We start from the raw sequence: 18,374 nt of genomic DNA on the forward strand, positions 1-18,374 counted from the left end.
AGGACTCCCGATGACCGTCACCGCCTCGTCCGTGGACGCCACCGCCCTGCAGACCGCGGCCAAGAGCGTCGCCACCCGCATCCCCTCGGCAGGGCCGCTGGAGGCCCGCGTGCTCAACGCCCTCGAGCGCGGCACGTTCACCCAGGGGACCGGCGCGGTCGCCCTCGCGGTGCGGGTCACCGGGGCGCTCGCCGGTGACGTGGCCCTGGTCGTCGGCCCCGAGGCCGCCGCCGTGCTGGCCGACGGCCCGGGGGGCGCCACCGGCACCCTCGCCGTCTGGGAGTCCGTCCTGGAGGACGTCGTCGCCGCGCTCGGCAGCCAGGTCGGCCCGCTGCAGAAGGAGGCCGTCCGCGAGGTCGAGGCCGGCACCGTGGTCCGGGTCGGCGTGGGGGAGCTGCAGCAGGTCGCCGGCCTGTTCGACGGCACCACCCTGGCCGCGGCGCTGGTCGTCACTGTCGACGCCGGAGCGACCCAGGCCGCCACCCCGGCCCAGCCGGCACCGGTGCAGGCCGCGACCTTCCAGCCGCTGGCCGGCCCGGCCGCGCCGGTCGTCGACCCGCGGCGCCTGCAGCTGCTGCGCGACGTGGTCATGGGCGTCAGCGTCGAGCTGGGCCGCACCCGGATGACGGTGCGCGAGCTGCTCTCGCTCGCGCCGGGCGCCATCGTCGAGCTGGATCGCGCCGCGGGTAGCCCGGTGGACCTGCTCGTCAACGGCACCCTGATGGCCCGCGGCGAGGTCGTCGTGGTCGACGAGGAGTTCGCCGTGCGCGTCACCGAGATCGTCGCCCCTGACCTGGACGGCCGGCTGGGGGCATGAGCGACGGCTCGGCGGTGGCCACCCTGGTCCGGCTGGCGTTCTCGCTGGCGCTGGTCCTGGGCCTGATGGTCCTCGCGGCCCGGCTGCTGCGCTCCCGCCAGCTCGGGCTCGGCGGCGGCCGACCGCGCCAGCAGGTGCCGCTCCAGGTCCTCGCCCGCCACGGCCTCAGCCGCACCGCGTCGCTGTCGGTCGTGCAGGTCGGCGAGCACGTGCTCGTGCTCGGGGTCACCGAGTCCTCGGTGGAAGTGCTGCGCGAGCTGGACCCCGCCGAGGTCGCGTATGCCGCGCCGTCACCGGCCGAGCCCGGCCGCGCCACCGTGGGTGGCGCCCTCGAGCGTGCCCGCAACCAGTGGTCGGCCCCCGGCCTGGACTTCGGCGTGCTGCTGGAGTCGTTGCGCGAGAAGACCACCCGTCGTGGCTGAGCGCATGACCCGGCTGCACGGCATACCTCGTCCGACCGACCCGACCCGGATGCGCGGGGCCCGCCCCCTGCTGGTGCTGGTGCTCCTGCTCGGCGCGCTCCTCGTGCCGGTGAGCGCCCTGGCCCAGGCCGCCCCCGCCGGGGGCGCCGCCGCCACCACCGCTGCTGCCCACGCCCCGGTCGTGTCCGCGCTGGCCGCCCTCCCTCGGGTGCCGACGCCGACCCCGTCCACCACCAAGGGGGCGGGCACGGTCTCGGTGAAGGTCGACCCCGTCGGCGGCAAGCCCAGCCAGACCATCAGCATCATCCTGCTGCTCACCGTGCTGTCCGTCGCGCCGGCGCTGCTGGTCCTGACGACCTCGTTCACCAAGATCATCGTGGTGCTCTCGCTGACGCGAAACGCGTTGGGAACGCCCACGATCCCGCCCAACCAGGTGCTCGCGGGGCTGGCGCTCTTCCTGAGCCTGTTCATCATGTCGCCGGTGCTCTCGCAGATGAACGACAAGGGCGTGCAGCCCTACCTGCAGGGGAAGATCACGCAGCAGCAGGCCTACCAGCGGGCGTCGGCGCCGCTGCACAACTTCATGCTCAAGCAGACCCGCAAGGCCGAGCTGCAGACCATGGTGACGCTGAGCAAGGAGAAGCCGCCGGCCACGCCCGCCGACGTGCCGATGACCACGCTCATCCCGGCCTTCGTGCTCTCGGAGCTGAAGTCGGCGTTCATCATCGGCTTCGTCATCTTCATCCCGTTCCTGATCATCGACCTCGTCGTGAGCTCCTCGCTGATGTCGATGGGCATGATGATGCTGCCGCCGGTGCTGATCTCGTTGCCGTTCAAGCTGTTGCTCTTCGTCATGGTCGACGGGTGGGACATGGTCGCCAAGTCCCTCGTCACGAGCTACCACTAGGCATGGGGGACCGGTCATGACCGACAGCGCCGTGGTGCACCTGGCCGTGCAGTCGATGATCCTCGCGATGAAGCTGGCCGCGCCGATCCTGCTGGTGAGCCTGGCGATCGGCTTCGCCATCTCGCTGATGCAGTCGGTGACGCAGATCCAGGAGGTGACCCTCAGCTTCGTGCCGAAGCTGCTCGGCGTCGCGATCGTCATCCTCGTCAGCGGGCACTGGATGCTCGGGGAGGTCGTCGACTTCACCCGCCAGCTCTTCGAGGCGCTGCCCAAGCTGCTGGCCGGCTGATGGACCTGCACCTCCCGACGGCGACGCTGCTGGCGGTCCTGCTCGCCACGGTGCGCGCCAGCGCCTGGCTGGCGGTGGCGCCGCCGTTCAACACCCGGGCCATCCCCGGGACGGTCAAGGTCGCGCTCGCCCTGGCCCTCGCCCTGCCGGTCGGGCCCCGGCTGGCGGCACAGGCGCCCCCGGCCGAGCTCCTGCCGCTGGTCGGGGCGGTGCTCTTCCAGGTGGCGGTCGGGCTGACCCTGGGGTTCCTGGCGCAGCTGCTGTTCTCGGCGGTCCAGGCCGCCGGCGAGCTGATCGACCTCGCCAGCGGGTTCACCCTGGCGACCCTCTACGACCCCCTCTCCAACGTCAGCAGCAGCATGTTCGGCCGGGTGCAGCAGCTGCTCGCGGTGACCCTGCTGTTCGCCCTGAACGGCCACCTCGTGCTGATCCGCGGGTTCCTCACGTCCTTCGAGGTGCTGCCGCTGCGGGTGGTCGACCTCGGGGCGCTGGCCCGGTCGGTGACCGTGGACCTGGGCCGGTTCCTCGTCGCCGCCCTGGAGATCGCCGCCCCGGTGGTCGTCGTCCTCTTCCTCGCCGAGCTGTCCCTCGGCGTGGTGAGCCGGGCGGTGCCCTCGCTCAACGTGCTGGCGATGAGCTTCCCGCTGAAGATCCTGCTCACCCTGTCCCTGGCCGGCGTCGCCATCGGCCTGCTGCCGGGGGCACTCAACGCCCTGCTCGAGCACATCACCGGCGACGTGGCTGCGGCGCTGCGCGCCCTGGGGGCGGCGTGAGCGACAAGTCGCAGAAGACCGAGAAGCCCACCCCGCAACGCAAGCGGGAGGCGGTGCGGGAGGGGCGGATCGCGCGATCGGCCGATGTGTCCGCGTGGCTCACCGTGCTCGCGGTGAGCTACCTGCTGCCGGTGACCGTCCGGCATACCCGCGAGCTGTTCGACACCCTCATGGGCCAGCTGCAGGACGTCATCGTGCACCCTGACCCGGAGGTGGCCACCGGGATGCTCGGCAGCGCCGTGGTGGGGATGCTCGGTGCCCTTGCCCCGCTGCTGCTGACATCGGTGGTCGTGGCGCTCATCGGCAACATCGCCCAGGGCGGACTTCGCGTGTCCAGCAAGCGGTTCAAGCCCAAGTGGGAGCACCTCAACATCGTCAAGGGCGTCAAGCGGATGGTCGGTGCGCAGGCCGCGTGGTCGCTGGCCAAGTCGCTGCTCAAGCTCGGCGCCCTCGGGCTGGTCGCGTGGGTCGTCCTCAAGGGCGTGGTCGCGCAGTTCACCGGCACCGCGTGGTCGGTCACGACCGCGATGGGAGGCGCCGCCGCCGCGGCCCTGCAGATGCTGCGGGTCGTCGCGGTCGTCGGCCTCGTCATCGCCGCCGCGGACTACCTCGTCGAGCGCCGCCGGCTCGGCAAGTCGCTGATGATGAGCCGCGAGGAGGTCAAGCGGGAGGCCCGCCAGTCCGAGGGCGACCCGCACCAGAAGGGGGCGCGGCTGTCCCGGCAGCGGGAGATGAGCCGCAACCGGATGATCGGCAACGTCCGCGACGCCGACGTCGTCATGGTGAACCCGACGCACGTGGCGGTGGCGCTGAAGTACGAGAGCGGGCGCGGCGCCCCGCGGGTGGTGGCCAAGGGCGCCGGCGCGGTGGCGACGCGGATCCGCGAGGAGGCCGCCGCGCACCGGCTGCCGATGGTCGAGGACGTGCCGCTGGCGCGGGCCCTGTATGCCGCGTGCGAGGTGGGGGAGGAGATCCCCCTGTCGCTCTTCGACGCAGTGGCCCGGGTGCTGGCGTTCGTGATGTCGCTGCGGCTGCGCGGCTCCGTGGCCGGGGTGCACCGCAGCCCGGTGCCGAAGGGGCTCGTGCCGACGCCCTGATGCTCAGGTCCGCGCTCCTGCTGCCGATAGGTCGACGCCAGGACGGCACCCGGAGCAGCCACGGATGGTTGGCCCCCATCCCGTGAGGTCCCGTGAAGTCCAGCCGCGTCGGTCAGATCGGCATCCCGGCAGCGATCATCTCCATCGTCGTCATGATGGTGGTCCCGCTGCCCACGATGCTGCTCGACCTGCTCCTCGCCGTGAACATCACCGGCGCCGTGCTCATCCTGCTCGTCAGCCTCTACGTGACCCGGCCGCTGGACTTCGCGGTCTTCCCGTCGCTGCTGCTCATCATGACGATGTTCCGGCTGGCGCTGAACGTCAGCGCGACCCGCCTCGTCCTGCTCAACGGCTTCGCCGGCAAGGTGATCGAGGCGTTCGGCCACTTCGTCGTCGGCGGATCGATCGTCGTCGGCCTGGTCATCTTCGTCATCCTCATCGTCATCCAGTTCGTCGTCATCACGAACGGTGCGGGGCGCGTGGCCGAGGTCGCGGCCCGGTTCACCCTCGACGCCATGCCCGGCAAGCAGATGGCGATCGACGCCGACCTCAACTCCGGCCTGATCGACGAGGACGAGGCGCGCCGGCGCCGGGCCGAGGTCTCCCAGGAGGCCGACTTCTACGGCGCGATGGACGGTGCCTCCAAGTTCGTCAAGGGCGATGCGATCGCGGCCATCGTCATCACGGTGGTCAACCTGCTCGGCGGCTTCATCGTCGGCGTGGTGCAGCGCCACGAGTCGATGACCGACGCGATCCAGAACTACAGCCTGCTCTCCGTCGGCGACGGCCTGGTCTCCCAGATCCCGGCCCTGCTGATCTCGATCTCCACCGGCCTGATCGTCACCCGCGCCACGACCGAGCGGGACATGGGCAGCGACCTGCTGCACCAGTTCGGCCAGCAGCGTCGGGCCCTGCAGGTCGCCGGCTCGGCGATCCTCTTCCTCGCGGTGATCCCCGGCCTGCCCAAGCTGCCGTTCCTGCTCGTCGGCGGCTCGGTGCTGGTCATCGCCCAGCGGCTGCCCAAGACGGCGGCCGAGGGTGGGACGGCCGGAGGGCCCGGCGCCTCCGGGGGCGACGACGCCGCCACCGAGGCGCCCGGCCCGGACACCCCGGAGGCGATCGCCCGCGACATGCGGGTCGAGCCCCTGGAGCTCGAGCTGGCCTACGACCTCATCGACCTCGTCGACGCATCGGTCGGCGGTGACCTGCTGGACCGGGTCAAGGCCCTGCGACGCAAGCTCGCCCTCGAGCTCGGCATCGTCATCCCGCTCGTGCGCACCCGCGACAACCTCGACCTGCCGCCGCGCACCTACGCCATCCGGCTGCACGGCGTCGAGGTCGCCCGCGGCGAGGCGCCGGCCGGCATGGTGCTGGCCATCGGCGACGACCTGGCCAGCCTGCCGGGGACGGTCACCAAGGAGCCGGTCTTCGGCCTGGACGCCAAGTGGGTGCCGGCCGAGCTGCGCCGCCACCCCGGGCTGACCACCGCCACCGTCGTGGACCGCTCGTCGGTGGTGACCACCCACCTGGCCGAGATCGTGCGCACCCACGCCCACCAGCTGCTCGGCCGCGAGGACGTCAAGGCCCTGGTCGACATGGTCAAGGCCACGCACCCGGTCGTCGTCGAGGAGCTCACGCCGACGCCGCTGACGCTGGGGCAGGTGCAGGCTGCCCTGCAGGCGCTGCTCGCCGAGCGGATCTGCATCCGCGACCTCGTCCGGATCTTCGAGGCGCTCTCGGCCCGCGGCCGGGTCAGCACCGACCCCGACGGCCTGGCCGAGGCCGCCCGGACCGCGCTCGGCCCGGCCATCTCCGCCGCCCACGCCGTCGACGGCCGCCTGCCGGTCCTCACCCTGGAGCCGCTGCTCGAGCAGAACCTGCTGGAGTCGTTGCGCGCGGGCGAGAACGGCGGCTTCCTCATGCTCGACCCGATGTATGCCGAGCGGCTGGTCCTCGAGGCGGTTCGCCTCGCCGAGGCGGCCGAGCAGCGCGGTGAGGCGCCGGTCCTCGTCTGTGCCGCGCCACTGCGCCTGCCGGTGCGCCGGCTGATCGAGGCGGCCGCGCCGCGGCTGCCGGTGCTGTCCTACCCCGAGCTGGGCGGACAGCTGACCCTGACCACGGTGGGAGTCGTCGATGTCGCCCATGCGCCGGCAGCTTGAGGGCTCGGACCTGCCCACCCTGGTGGAGCAGGTCCGGGCGGAGTACGGCGACAGTGCCCGGATCGTCTCGGCCGAGCGGGTCCGGCGCGGTGGCGTCGGCGGGTTCTTCGCCCGCGAGCGCTTCCACCTGGTGATCGAGGTGCAGCCCCGGACCGGGCGTGCGGAGGTCCGCTCCGGCGTGGCGCCGGACGGCACGGTCTCCGGCCCGGTGCTGGCCCCGGCGACGTCCCTGCTCGAGCTCGCCGACCGGGTCAACGCCCAGGAGGAGGCGCTGCACGGCGTCGTCTCGACCCCGGAGGTCTCGACCGAGTCGGCGACCTTCGCTGACGTGCTGGCGCGCCTGCAGGAGACGGTGGCGGACGAGCCGCCCGCACCCCGGGCTCCGGCTGTCCTCCCCGGGCGACGCGTCCTCCCCGAGCTGAGCGGCCGGGCCGAGGCCCTGGGGATCCCGCCGGCGGTCCTGGTCGGCGTAGGGGACCCCGAGGCCCGCTACCGCCGGCTGGTCACGTGGCTGGAGTCCTTCCCCGTGCCACCGCGCCCGGCGCATGCGCCCGGGCAGGTGCTGGCACTGGCCGGTGACGTGCCCACAGCGCTGCGCGTCGCGGCGGGCCTGGCCCGCGAGGTCGGGGCCGCCTCCCACGACGTGCTCGTGGTCACCCAGTCCCCGTCGGCGGTGCGCGGCGTCCCGCTCGCGCAGGTGTTCGGCGACGCCGCCGCGGTGGCCGCCGTGCGGCGGGGCTGGGGTCGGGGCCGGCCGAGCCGCCTCGTCGTCGTGGACGCCCCGCTCCAGCCCGACCTGCACGGCTGGGCCGCCGGGGTGCTCGCCGCGCTGGCGCCGACCTGGACGTGGGGGGTCGTCCACGCCGCCACCAAGGTCGCCGACGTCGGGCAGTGGACCACGCGGCTCGGCCAGGTCGACGCGCTGGCGCTGGAGCACGTGGCCGCGACCGCCGACCCCGCCTCGATCCTGACCGGGTGCCCGGTGCCGGTCGGCCTGCTCGACGGCCGTCGCGCCACGGTCGAGGTGTGGGCGGACCTGCTCACCGCCCGGCTGGAGGCCGCACGATGAGCCGCCGGAGTCGGCCTGCCGCGGATACGGCTGAGGCCTCCCTGACGGCCGGGGGTGCGGAGGCCGCACCGCAGGCTGTCGCGCGGGCCGGCGCCGCGCCGCCCCGCCCGGCGGTCACCGTGGCCGTGCTCATGGTGGTGCCGGCCGTCGTGCTGCTGATGGACGGCAACCTGTCGGTGCAGTCCGTGCTCTGGCGCTTTGTCGGTGCCCTCGCGCTGACCTGGCTGGCCGCGTCGCTGATCGGGTCGACCGTGCGCTCGGCCCGCCGCTCGCTGGCCCAGGCGCGGGCCGAGGCCGCCGCCGAGGCGGCCGCCGAGGAGGCCCGGCAGAAGAAGGCCGCGCGCAAGGCCGCCAAGGCCGCGGCCGAAGCAGGGGCCTCTGCCGAGGCGGGCGACCCGCTGGCGGTGGGGCTCCCCGCGGCCGGCGGGCCCGCTGCCCCGGCAGGCCTGGGCGACGCGATCGACCCGCTGCCCCGCTGACCCACTGCCTTGCTGACGGGCTGATCGGGCGCGTTCCCGGGTCCGGGACGTCTTAGCGCCGCCACCGGGAGGGCCCGCCCTGTAGCGTCGGCGCGTGCTCTCCGACACCGACCTCCTGGCCCTGGGTGACGAGCGCTTCGTCTCCCTCACGACGTTCCGCCGGTCGGGGGAGGCGGTGCCGACCCCGGTGTGGGTCGTGCGTGACGGCGACGCCCTGCTCGTCACCACCCCGGAGGGCAGCGGCAAGGTGAAGCGGCTGCGCCACAACCCGCGCGTCGAGCTGCGCCCGTGCAGCCGCCGAGGGGAGGTCGCCGAGGGGGCGCCCGTCCTGTCGGCGGTCGTCGAGGTGGTCGCCGACGAGCCGGCTCACGCCCGGCTGGCCGGCCTGCTGAAGGCCAAGTTCGGGATGGAGTTCCGTCTCGTCATGGCGATCGAGCGGGTCGTGCGCCGTGGCCCGGCGCGGCGGGTCGTGCTGCGCATCACCGCCGACTGACCCGGCCCGCCATTCCCGTGAGGTCGAGCGCACACCTCCCGGGTCGGGACGTGTGAGCTTCGTCGACCGCGGTGCGACCGTGCCGGCGGCGGAATGAGTTGACCCGGTGACACGTTGCAGGGGATAGTTGAAACAGAAACTATCTGAGGGAGCTGTTCACATGCCCGCCGTGAGCGTGTCCGACCTGACCGTCCTGCCCCGCGTGCCCGCGGTGTCGCCGGTCGCGACCCAGCGGCCCGTGGTGTCGATCACCAGCGCGCCGTCGGCGTACGAGGGCGAGGGCTTCCCGGTGAAGCGCGCCTTCGCCGGCGTCGACCTGCGCCTGCTCGACCCGTTCATCCACATGGACGAGATGGGCGAGGTGGACTACGCCCCGGGCGAGCCCAAGGGCACCCCGTGGCACCCGCACCGCGGCTTCGAGACGGTCACCTACATCATCGACGGGATCTTCGACCATCAGGACTCCTTCGGTGGCGGCGGCACGATCACCAACGGCGACACCCAGTGGATGACCGCCGGCTCGGGGATCCTGCACATCGAGGCCCCGCCGGAGCACCTCGTCGTCAGCGGCGGCCTGTTCCACGGCTTCCAGCTCTGGGTGAACCTGCCGAAGTCCGACAAGCTCCAGGCCCCGCGCTACCAGGACCTTCGCTCCGGCGAGGTCGCGCTGGTCAGCTCGGCCGACGGCGGCGCCCTGCTGCGGGTCATCGCCGGTGACGTCGCCGGTCACGCCGGCCCGGGCGCCACGCACACGCCGATGACGATGATCCACACCACGATCCACCCCGGCGCCGAGCTCGAGCTCCCGTGGCGCGAGGACTTCAACGCCCTCGTCTACGTCATGGGCGGCAACGGCTTCGTCGGGCCCGGCCAGTCGCCGATCGGCACCGGCCAGCTCGCCGTCATGGGCAAGGGCTCGGCCCTGCGTCTCTCCGCGGCGCAGACCCAGGAGGCCCGCCACGCCGGCGGCCTCGAGGCGCTGATCCTCGGCGGTGCGCCGATCCGCGAGCCCATCGCGTGGGCCGGCCCGTTCGTCATGAACACCCGCGCCGAGCTCGTCCAGGCCTTCGAGGACCACCAGGCCGGCCGTCTCGGCCAGCCCGTCCCGCACGGCGACGTGGGCGGCACCGCCTGACCCAGCCGCCCGGCATACCGGCGCGCATCCTGCTGGTCCGAACGCACGAAACGGCCCGTTCCACCGCCTCACAGGGCGGGAAACGGGCCGTTTCGTGCGTTCGGTGGGGCTCTCAGGGGTATGCCGGTTGCTCGCCTCAGTCGGCGAGGCTCGCCTCCCAGCGCTGCTCGATCCGGCCGAAACGCCACACGGCCAGGGCCACGACCCACGTAGCGACGAACAGCCCGACGATCCAGAACCCCACGCTGTTGAGGTCGATCGCGGCGACGGCGGCCAGTGGGCCGGTGGTGATGTCGAGCTTGGTGGCGAGCAGGCCGACCAGCTCGATCAGGCCGATGCCGAGGGCGACGGCGACCGACAGGGCCGTGACGGTGAAGTTGTAGTAGACCTTGCGCACCGGCCGGGAGAACGCCCAGCCGTAGGCGAAGTTCATGAACGAGCCGTCGATGGTGTCCAGCAGCGACATGCCGGCGGCGAAGAGCACCGGCAGCGTGAGGATCGCCCACCACGGCAGGCTCGCGGCCGCCGCGCCGCCGGCGGCGACGAGCAGGCCGACCTCGGTGACCGTGTCGAAGCCGAGGCCGAACAGGAAGCCGGTGGGGTACATGTGCCACGGCTTGCTGACGGTGCGGGTGACCCGACCGAGGATGCGGTTGAGGAACCCGCGGCTGTTGAGGTGCTGCTCCAGCGCGGCCTCGTCGAGCTCGCCCTGGCGCATCCGGCGGAACACCTTGACGATGCCGACGAGCGCGCCGAGGTTGACCAGGCCGATGGCGATGAGGAAGACCCCGGAGACCGACGTGCCCCACACCCCGGTCGCGCGCTGCAGTGTGGACTGGTCGTTGCCCAGCTGCCCGGCGAGTGTGCGGATGCCGAAGGCCAGCAGCGACACCATGATGAAGACGACCGAGCTGTGCCCGAGGCTGAACCAGAAGCCCACGCTCAGCGGCCGCTTGCCCTCGCCCATGAGCTTGCGGGTGGTGTTGTCGATCGCCGCGATGTGGTCGGCGTCGAAGGCGTGGCGCATGCCCAGGGTGTAGGCCGTGACGCCGAGGCCCACGCCGAACAGCTGGCCGCCGACGCGGTAGTGCTCCGGGCTGACCAGGCCGATGAGCACGCCCCAGCCGACCACGTGCAGCGCCGCGATGAACAGCCCCATCCCCCAGAGGCTGCGCCGCTCCTGCCGTCCCAGCCCCCAGCGGCCCCGGCCCCGGTATGCCGTGTCGCTGGCCGGGGAGGGGGGAGCGGCGGTCGCGGTCATGGGCCGAGCGTAGAGAGATGGGGCGACTTGTTGCAAGTCACTCGCAATAAGGACGGGGGTTGGCTCGATAGCATTTGCGATACGCTCCGTATCGAATCTATATTGGGCAGCGTCCCCTCCGGACGTCGCCGTACCCCCTGGCGACGCCGGCCCCCCAACTCCCCACCAGGAGGCGTCCCATGACGACGCGAGTCCTCCGCCGCCACCACGCCCAGGGCTACCCCTACGACGCCGAGCACCGCCCCGAGTCCTACGAGCAGGTCCAGCGCGACGTCGGCTCCAGCCTGTTCCTCGGCGCGGTCGTGCTGCTGGGCCTGATGACGCTGATCGTCCTCGGCCTGGTCTGACCGCTGGGCCCGGCGGTCCCCGGCGACACCGCCCGGGACCGCCGGGACCCGGCCACGTGATCGGGCGACGTGACCGACGGCACGACCAGAATGTGAGCCGGAAGTCTGCCCACCGGACGCCCGCAGGCCCTAGGTTCGGGTCATGTTGGTGGCCGTTCCCGCAGAGACCCGACCCGGCGAGCGCCGGGTCGCCCTCACTCCTGACGCCGTCGCCACCCTGACCGCACAGGGGCACGCCGTCCACGTCGAGTCCGGAGCCGGTGCTGCCGCGCTCTCCACCGACGAGGCCTACCGCGACGCCGGGGCCGAGGTCGTCGACGGCGACGTGCTCGCCCACGCCGACGTCGTCGCCCACGTCAGACCCCTGCTGCCCGACCAGGTCTCGCGCCTGCGCCGGGGCGCCACCACGGTGGGCTTCGTGACCGGCTCCGGTGAGCTGCCCGGCATACAGGCGTTGCGGGACAACGGGATCAGCGCGCTGGCCATGGAGCTGGTGCCGCGCATCTCGCGCGCGCAGTCCATGGACGCGCTGACCTCCCAGGCGCTCGTCGCCGGCTACCGCTGCGCGCTGGAGGCGGCGATGCGCCTGCCGCGGTTCTTCCCGCTGTTCATGACCGCCGCCGGCACCGTGCCGCCGGCCAAGGTCCTCGTCCTCGGCGCCGGCGTCGCCGGGCTCCAGGCCATCGCGACCGCGCGCCGGCTCGGGGCGGTCGTCGAGGCCTACGACGTGCGGCCCTCCTCCGCCGACGAGGTGAAGTCGATGGGCGCCACCTTCCTCGACATCGGCCTCGATGCGATCGAGGGCACCGGCGGCTACGCCCGCGAGCTCACCGAGGACCGCGCCCGGCGCCAGCAGGAGGCGCTGACGCCGTTCATCAGCAAGTCCGACGTCCTCATCACCACGGCCGCCGTGCCCGGCCGCCCCGCGCCGCGGCTGGTCACCAAGGACATGCTCGCCGGTATGCCGGCCGGCTCGGTCGTCATCGACCTCGCCGCCGAGAGCGGCGGCAACGTCGAGGGATCCGTTGCGGGAGAAGAGGTCCAGGTCGGCGGCGTGCAGGTCTACGGCATGGCAGACGCTGCGTCCGCGATGCCCGTGGACGCCTCGCGGCTCTACGCCCGCAACGTCATCAACCTGCTCGCGCTGGGCCTGAGCGACGAGGGGTTCACCCTCGACCTGGACGACGAGGTCCTCGCCGGCGCCTGCATCGTGCACGACGGCGTGGTGCGCCACGCCCCGACCGCCGCGCTCCTGGAGGCCTGATGGACGGCATCACCCTGCTGACGATCTTCGTGCTGGCGGTGTTCGTCGGCTTCGAGGTGGTCTCCAAGGTGTCGACGACGCTGCACACCCCGCTGATGAGCGGCGCCAACGCGATCCATGGCGTCATCCTCGTCGGCGCGATCATCGTGACCGGGCAGACCACGTCGACCGTGGGGCTGGTGCTCGGCCTGCTCGCGGTGGTCCTCGCCACGGTCAACATGGTCGGCGGCTTCGTCGTCACCGACCGGATGCTGGAGATGTTCAAGGGACGCGGGCAGCGCCCCGCCACCCGGGAGGACGCCCGATGAGCCTGCTGCCCACGACGTGGACCTCGCTGGGCTACCTCGTCGCCGCCGTCTGCTTCATCCTCGCGCTCAAGGGGCTCTCGTCGCCGGCCTCGGCCCGGCGCGGCAACCTCATCGGCGCCGCCGGGGCGGTGCTCGCGGTGCTCGTGGCGTTCCTGTCCACCGACCTCAAGCACGTGCTGCTGATCCTGCTTGCCATCGCGGTCGGCACGGCGCTGGGCGTGCCCGCCGCGCGCCGGGTCGCGATGACCCAGATGCCGCAGCTGGTGGCGCTGTTCAACGGCGTCGGCGGTGCCGCGGCCGCCCTGGTCGCCGGGCTCGAGCTGACCCGCACCGTGACCATGAACGTCGGCGCCGGCCGCACCGCGCACCTGTCGGCGCTGGTCGTCCCCGAGGGTGGCTGGTTCGCCTTCGCGCCCTTGTCCGGGCAGCCGTTCCTCCCGGTCACCGGCACGGCCTACGTCGCGGCCGCGGCAGGGGCGTTCACCGTCCTCGTCGGTGCGGTGTCCTTCGCCGGCTCGGTGGTCACCTTCGCCAAGCTCCAGGAGATCATGACCACCCGGCCGGTGACCTTCGCCGGTGGTCCGGTCGTCTTCGGCGGCAGCCTCGCCGTGGCGGTGGCGCTCGCCGTCGCGATCGTCGTCGACCTGCGCAACGGCGGGGTCAACGGCCTGCTCGTCATCGCGCTGGCGCTGGTGTCCCTCGTGGTCGGCGTGCTGTTCGTGCTGCCGGTCGGTGGCGCCGACGTGCCGATCGTCATCTCGCTGCTCAATGCCTTCACCGGCCTGACCGTCGCCGCCAGCGGCTACGTCCTCGACAACGTCCTGCTCCTGGTCGCCGGCACCCTCGTCGGCGCCAGCGGCACGATCCTGACCCGGCTGATGGCCGCGGCGATGGGCCGCAGCCTGGCCTCGATCCTGTTCGGGGCGTTCCGCGCCAAGGCTGCCGGCCCCACCGGTCCGGGGGAGGAGCGCCCGGTCCGTTCGGGCTCGCCCGAGGACGTCGCGATCCTGCTCGGCTACGCCCGCAAGGTCGTCATCGTCCCCGGCTACGGCCTGGCCGTCGCGCAGGCGCAGCACACCATCCGCGAGCTGGCCGAGCTGCTCGAGGGCCGCGGGGTCGAGGTCCTCTACGGCATCCACCCGGTGGCGGGCCGGATGCCCGGCCACATGAACGTCCTGCTCGCCGAGGCCAACGTGCCCTACGAGGCGCTCAAGGAGATGGACGAGGTCAACCCCGAGCTCGCCACCACCGACGTCGCGCTCGTCGTCGGCGCCAACGACGTGGTCAACCCGGCGGCCAAGACCACCCCCGGCGCCCCGATCTACGGCATGCCGATCCTCGAGGTGGCCCAGGCCAAGCAGGTCGTCTTCCTCAAGCGCTCGATGCGCCCCGGCTTCGCCGGGATCGAGAACGAGCTGCTCTACGACCCGAAGACGACGCTGCTCTTCGGCGACGCCAAGGAGTCGCTGACCAAGGTCGTCGCGGCCGTGAAGGGCCTCTGACCCACCGCAAGACCTTCAGTCAGGTCGACGAGGGCGACATGTCAGGTCAGCTGACCTGTCGCTCTCGTCGACCTCGGAGCTAGGACGCCGGCTTCTCCTGCACGGTCCAGCTGTTGCCGTCGGGGTCGTCGAAGAAGCAGAAGCTGTTCCACGGCCCGCCGTGGCCGTCCACCCACTGCCCGGAGTCCATGTGCCGCACCGGGCTGACCTCCACCCCGCGCCCGGCCAGCTCGGCCCGCGCGGCGGCGACGTCGGAGACCACCAGCTGCAGCCCCTTGATCGAGCCGGGCTCGCCGCCGCCGACGCCGACCCCGAAGGTGACCGAGCAGGCCGACCCCGGCGGGGTCAGCTGCACCACCCGGAAGTCCCCGTCCCGGTGGTCGACGTCCAGGTGGAACCCGACTCTGTCCCGGTAGAACTCCAGCGCCCGGTCGGCGTCTGCCACCGGCAGCACCACCACTTCCAGCTTCCAGTCCATGCCCGGCTCCCCGTCCTCGGCCCGACCGAGAGGCGGCCGGTCCGTGCATCATCGCGCCCGAACCGCTCCAGGCACAGGTATGCCGCGCCGGGAGTCCCGGCGCGGCATACCTGTGGGTGCCTGTGAGGGCTGGGGTCAGAGCTTGCTCTCGCCCACCCCGGCGCTGACCTCCATCGCGTCCACGCCGCGGTCCTCGGCCACCTGCAGGCGGCTGTTGCGGCGGGAGTAGAGGAAGTAGACGCCGAACCCGATGACCATCCAGACCAGGAACCGGATCCAGGTCTCCACGCTGAGGTTGAGCATCAGGTAGAAGCAGACCAGCGCCGCGACGATCGGCACGACCGGGTTGCCGGGGACCTTGAACGCCCGCTTGAGGTCGGGGCGGCGCTTGCGCAGCAGCGGGATCGCGATGGACACGAGGGTGAACGCCGCGAGCGTGCCGATGTTGACCATCTCCTCGAGCTTGCCGATCGGCGTGATCGAGGCGATCAGCGCCACGGCGGTGCCGATGGAGATGGTGATGATCAACGGCGTGCCGGTCTTGGGGTTGACCTTGCCCAGGCCCTTGGGGAGCAGCCAGTCGCGGCTCATGGCGAAGACGACGCGGGTGGCGCCGATCATCAGCGTCATGACGACGGTGGTCAGGCCGGCGACGGCGCCGGCGGCGATGATCGTTGCGTAGCCGCCCTTGCCGACCGAGGCGAACGCGCTGGCCAGCGCGGCCTTGGGGTCGATGTGGTTGTAGGGGACCATCCCGGTGATGACCAGGGCGACGGCGATGTACAGCACCGTGCAGATCGCCAGCGAGGCGATGATGCCCCGGGGCAGGTCGCGCTGCGGGTTCTTCGCCTCCTCCGCGGTGGTGGCCACCACGTCGAAGCCGATGTAGGCGAAGAAGACGATCGAGGCGCCGGCGACGATTCCGAGGACGCCGAAGGTGGCCGGCTGGATGCCGAACAGCAGCTGGATCAGCGGGGCGCCCAGGCCGCTGGAGGACGCGCCCTTGACCGACGGCGGGATGAACGGTGTGTAGTTCGAGGTGTTGACGAAGCCGATGCCGGCGATGATCACGAACAGCACGATGAACAGCTTCAGGCCGACCAGGACGAGGTTGACCCGCATCGACTCCTTGATGCCGATCGCGATCAGCGTGGTCAGGGCCGCGACGAGCAGGAACGCCAGCAGGTCGAAGTGCGACCCGGGCGCCAGCGACGCCGGCCACGTGATGCCGAGCTTGCCGAGGAACAGCTCGGCGTACTCCGACCAGCCCTGGGAGACCACGCTCGCGCCGAGCATCAGCTCCAGCAGGAGGTCCCAGCCGATGATCCACGCGACGAGCTCGCCCAGGGAGGCGTAGGAGAACGTGTAGGCCGAGCCGGAGACCGGCACGGTCGAGGCGAACTCGGCGTAGCAGAGCGCCGCCAGGCCGCAGCAGACGGCGCCGATGATGAACGAGATGACGATGGCGGGGCCGGCGTACTGCGCGGCCGCCTTGCCGGTGACGGTGAAGATGCCGGCGCCGATGATGACGCCGATGCCGAAGACCGTCAGGTCCAGGGCGCTGAGGCGCTTCTTGAGCTGGAAGCCCTCTTCGTCGGTCTCGGCGATCGACTGCTCGATCGTCTTGGTGCGCAACACACTCATACTGGCTGCTCTCCTTGTGGGTGACCTGTGCGTGCCCTGTACAGCGCTCGACACCATAAACCCGGCGCACAGGGGTCGCCCATAGTGACGAACCCGAATTCGTCCTTTTCGCGTAGACCACATGCCGGACGGCGGTCTCGGCTTGCGGACACGCCGGCCACCAGGGCCTCGGGCCACGGACACGCCCTGCCGACGGGGTGCCCTGACCTGCGGTTGACAGGCGGGTGGGGTAGACCTGACCGCGCGGTGCCGTCACCGACCGGTGAGGCACCGTCCCGTGCCCGCGACAGAGAGTCAGGTCCGATGCTGCGGTTCATCCTCGGCGCTGTGGTGCTGGTCGCCGGCGCCCTCGTCACCCTTGCGGCCGTCCTCGGCGGTCCCGGCTGGTGGGCGCTGCTCGCCCTGATCCTCGTCCTGGCCCTGCTCGGGCTCTGGGACGTCTTCCAGCGCCGGCACTCGATCCTGCGCAACTACCCGGTGCTGGGGCACATGCGCTACCTGCTCGAGGGCATCCGGCCCGAGCTGCAGCAGTACTTCATCGAGCGCAACTTCGACGGCCGCCCCTACGACCGGGACACCCGATCGATCATCTACGAGCGGGCCAAGGGCATCCACGGCGAGCAGGCGTTCGGCACCGAGCGCGACGTCAACGCGATCGGCTACGAGTACCTCGTCCACTCCAGCCACCCGGTCGACCAGCCCAAGGACCCGCACCGCGTGCGCATCGGCGGGCCGGACTGCACCAAGCCCTACGACATGTCGCTGCTCAACGTCTCGGCGATGAGCTTCGGGGCGCTGTCGGCCAACGCGATCCTGGCGATGAACGCCGGCGCGGCGATGGGGGGCTTCGCCCACGACACCGGCGAGGGCGGCCTGACGAAGTACCACCTCGAGCACGGCGGCGACCTCGTCTGGGAGATCGGCAGCGGCTACTTCGGTGCACGCACGAAGGAGGGCGACTTCGACCCGGACATGTTCGCCGACAAGGCCTCCCACGACAGCGTGAAGATGGTGTCGCTCAAGCTGAGCCAGGGCGCCAAGCCCGGCATCGGCGGCGTGCTGCCGGCGGCCAAGGTCAGCCAGGAGATCGCCGAGGCCCGCAACGTCCCGCAGGGCGAGAAGTGCGTGTCCCCGCCCTACCACCGGGTGTTCACCACCCCGCGCGAGCTGGTGCACTTCATCGCCCGGATGCGCGAGCTCTCCGGTGGCAAGCCGGCCGGCTTCAAGCTGTGCGTCGGGTCCCGCACCGACGTCCTCGCGATCTGCAAGGCGATGGTGCAGGAGCAGATCACCCCCGACTTCATCATCGTCGACGGGGCCGAGGGCGGCACCGGCGCGGCGCCGCTGGAGTACGAGGACCACGTCGGCACGCCGCTGACCGAGGGGCTGATCACGGTCCACAACGCCCTGGTCGGTGCCGGGCTGCGCGACCGGGTCCGGGTCGGGGCCAGCGGCAAGGTCTCCACCGGCGTGGACATCGTCAAGCGCCTGATCCAGGGCGCGGACTACACCAACGCCGCCCGCGCGATGATGATGGCCACCGGCTGCATCCAGGCCCAGCGCTGCCACACCAACACCTGCCCCGTGGGCGTCACCACGCAGGACCCGCGGCGGATGCGCGCGCTGGACGTGGGCGACAAGAGCCAGAGGGTCCACCGCTACCACCAGGCCACCGTCGAGTCGGCCACCCAGGTGATCGCCTCCATGGGCCTGCACGGCCCGCACGAGCTGCGCCCGCACATGCTGCGGCGGCGGATCGACCACACGACGACGCTCGGCTACGACGAGCTGTTCGAGTTCCTCGCCCCCGGGCAGCTGCTGCACGAGCCGCCGCAGTCCTGGGTCGCCGACTGGGAGCGCGCCGACCCCGACCGCTTCCGACCCTGACCGCCGTCGGGCCGCCGGACGCGGCCCGGCCAGTCCGTCCTGA

General features: G+C 72.1%; 19 protein-coding genes. 16 read left to right on the top strand and 3 right to left on the bottom strand.

Annotated elements, in window-relative coordinates; all coding sequences use genetic code 11:
- Positions 1-10 precede the first annotated feature (10 nt).
- The 11 genes from fliN to AC3ANM_RS12620 all read left to right on the top strand — a co-directional run bounded on the left by fliN (position 11) and on the right by AC3ANM_RS12620 (position 9,640).
- Entirely contained in the window at positions 11-817 is an 807-nt protein-coding gene (fliN, locus tag AC3ANM_RS12570) for a flagellar motor switch protein FliN (protein ID WP_488284755.1), read from the top strand.
- Positions 814-1,239: a FliO/MopB family protein gene (locus tag AC3ANM_RS12575; RefSeq protein ID WP_488284756.1), complete on the top strand. Its 426-nt coding sequence runs from the start codon at positions 814-816 to the stop codon at positions 1,237-1,239. Before fliN ends, AC3ANM_RS12575 begins: the two co-directional genes overlap by 4 nt.
- Positions 1,232-2,146, top strand: coding sequence for a flagellar type III secretion system pore protein FliP (fliP, locus tag AC3ANM_RS12580; protein WP_488284757.1), 915 nt, complete (start codon positions 1,232-1,234; stop codon positions 2,144-2,146). Before AC3ANM_RS12575 ends, fliP begins: the two co-directional genes overlap by 8 nt.
- 16 nt (positions 2,147-2,162) lie before the next feature.
- Complete coding sequence (gene fliQ, locus AC3ANM_RS12585) at positions 2,163-2,435, top strand: flagellar biosynthesis protein FliQ (RefSeq protein WP_488284758.1); 273 nt, start codon at positions 2,163-2,165, stop codon at positions 2,433-2,435.
- Positions 2,435-3,208 (top strand): flagellar biosynthetic protein FliR, encoded by a 774-nt coding sequence (locus tag AC3ANM_RS12590; RefSeq protein WP_488284759.1) that lies wholly within the window; start codon positions 2,435-2,437, stop codon positions 3,206-3,208. Before fliQ ends, AC3ANM_RS12590 begins: the two co-directional genes overlap by 1 nt.
- Positions 3,205-4,305 carry an EscU/YscU/HrcU family type III secretion system export apparatus switch protein gene (locus AC3ANM_RS12595; RefSeq protein ID WP_488284760.1) on the top strand — a complete coding sequence of 367 codons (1,101 nt, stop codon included), beginning with the start codon at positions 3,205-3,207 and terminating at the stop codon, positions 4,303-4,305. The genes AC3ANM_RS12590 and AC3ANM_RS12595 overlap by 4 nt, the downstream gene beginning before the upstream one ends.
- A 92-nt stretch (positions 4,306-4,397) precedes the next feature.
- On the top strand, positions 4,398-6,464 hold the full coding sequence (gene flhA, locus AC3ANM_RS12600; RefSeq protein ID WP_488284761.1) for a flagellar biosynthesis protein FlhA: 2,067 nt from the start codon (positions 4,398-4,400) through the stop codon (positions 6,462-6,464).
- A complete protein-coding gene (locus AC3ANM_RS12605; protein WP_488284762.1) occupies positions 6,448-7,533 on the top strand; it encodes a hypothetical protein in 1,086 nt (361 codons plus the stop codon). Before flhA ends, AC3ANM_RS12605 begins: the two co-directional genes overlap by 17 nt.
- A complete protein-coding gene (locus AC3ANM_RS12610; protein ID WP_488284763.1) occupies positions 7,530-8,012 on the top strand; it encodes a hypothetical protein in 483 nt (160 codons plus the stop codon). Before AC3ANM_RS12605 ends, AC3ANM_RS12610 begins: the two co-directional genes overlap by 4 nt.
- A gap of 94 nt (positions 8,013-8,106) precedes the next feature.
- The gene (locus AC3ANM_RS12615) at positions 8,107-8,505 is read left to right on the top strand and encodes a PPOX class F420-dependent oxidoreductase (RefSeq protein WP_488284764.1); all 399 of its coding nucleotides are present in this window, start codon (positions 8,107-8,109) and stop codon (positions 8,503-8,505) included.
- A 160-nt stretch (positions 8,506-8,665) separates the two neighbouring features.
- Positions 8,666-9,640, top strand: a complete 975-nt coding sequence (locus AC3ANM_RS12620; protein WP_488284765.1) for a pirin family protein — start codon at positions 8,666-8,668, stop codon at positions 9,638-9,640.
- A 136-nt stretch (positions 9,641-9,776) separates the two neighbouring features.
- On the opposite strand, the gene nicT is transcribed toward AC3ANM_RS12620, so the two are convergent.
- Positions 9,777-10,901 carry a Nickel transporter NicT gene (gene nicT / locus AC3ANM_RS12625; RefSeq protein ID WP_488284766.1) on the bottom strand — a complete coding sequence of 375 codons (1,125 nt, stop codon included), beginning with the start codon at positions 10,899-10,901 and terminating at the stop codon, positions 9,777-9,779.
- A gap of 179 nt (positions 10,902-11,080) precedes the next feature.
- On the opposite strand from nicT, the gene AC3ANM_RS12630 reads away from it, so the two are divergent.
- The 4 genes from AC3ANM_RS12630 to AC3ANM_RS12645 all read left to right on the top strand — a co-directional run bounded on the left by AC3ANM_RS12630 (position 11,081) and on the right by AC3ANM_RS12645 (position 14,322).
- The gene (locus AC3ANM_RS12630) at positions 11,081-11,248 is read left to right on the top strand and encodes a hypothetical protein (protein WP_488284767.1); all 168 of its coding nucleotides are present in this window, start codon (positions 11,081-11,083) and stop codon (positions 11,246-11,248) included.
- A gap of 142 nt (positions 11,249-11,390) precedes the next feature.
- Entirely contained in the window at positions 11,391-12,512 is a 1,122-nt protein-coding gene (locus AC3ANM_RS12635; RefSeq protein WP_488284768.1) for a Re/Si-specific NAD(P)(+) transhydrogenase subunit alpha, read from the top strand.
- Positions 12,512-12,820 (top strand): NAD(P) transhydrogenase subunit alpha part 2, encoded by a 309-nt coding sequence (locus AC3ANM_RS12640; protein ID WP_488284769.1) that lies wholly within the window; start codon positions 12,512-12,514, stop codon positions 12,818-12,820. Before AC3ANM_RS12635 ends, AC3ANM_RS12640 begins: the two co-directional genes overlap by 1 nt.
- A complete protein-coding gene (locus AC3ANM_RS12645; protein WP_488284770.1) occupies positions 12,817-14,322 on the top strand; it encodes an NAD(P)(+) transhydrogenase (Re/Si-specific) subunit beta in 1,506 nt (501 codons plus the stop codon). Before AC3ANM_RS12640 ends, AC3ANM_RS12645 begins: the two co-directional genes overlap by 4 nt.
- 79 nt (positions 14,323-14,401) lie before the next feature.
- Here the strand turns inward: AC3ANM_RS12645 and AC3ANM_RS12650 are convergent, their stop codons facing one another.
- Positions 14,402-14,800 carry a VOC family protein gene (locus AC3ANM_RS12650; protein WP_488284771.1) on the bottom strand — a complete coding sequence of 133 codons (399 nt, stop codon included), beginning with the start codon at positions 14,798-14,800 and terminating at the stop codon, positions 14,402-14,404.
- Positions 14,801-14,935: 135 nt separating this feature from the next.
- Positions 14,936-16,444 (bottom strand): amino acid permease, encoded by a 1,509-nt coding sequence (locus AC3ANM_RS12655; protein ID WP_488284772.1) that lies wholly within the window; start codon positions 16,442-16,444, stop codon positions 14,936-14,938.
- Positions 16,445-16,747: 303 nt separating this feature from the next.
- Here AC3ANM_RS12655 and AC3ANM_RS12660 point away from each other — a divergent pair, with 303 nt between their 5' ends.
- Entirely contained in the window at positions 16,748-18,331 is a 1,584-nt protein-coding gene (locus AC3ANM_RS12660; RefSeq protein ID WP_488284773.1) for an FMN-binding glutamate synthase family protein, read from the top strand.
- Positions 18,332-18,374: the final 43 nt, after the last annotated feature.

The sequence above is a fragment of the Oryzihumus sp. JJN4-3R genome (genome assembly GCF_057747915.1).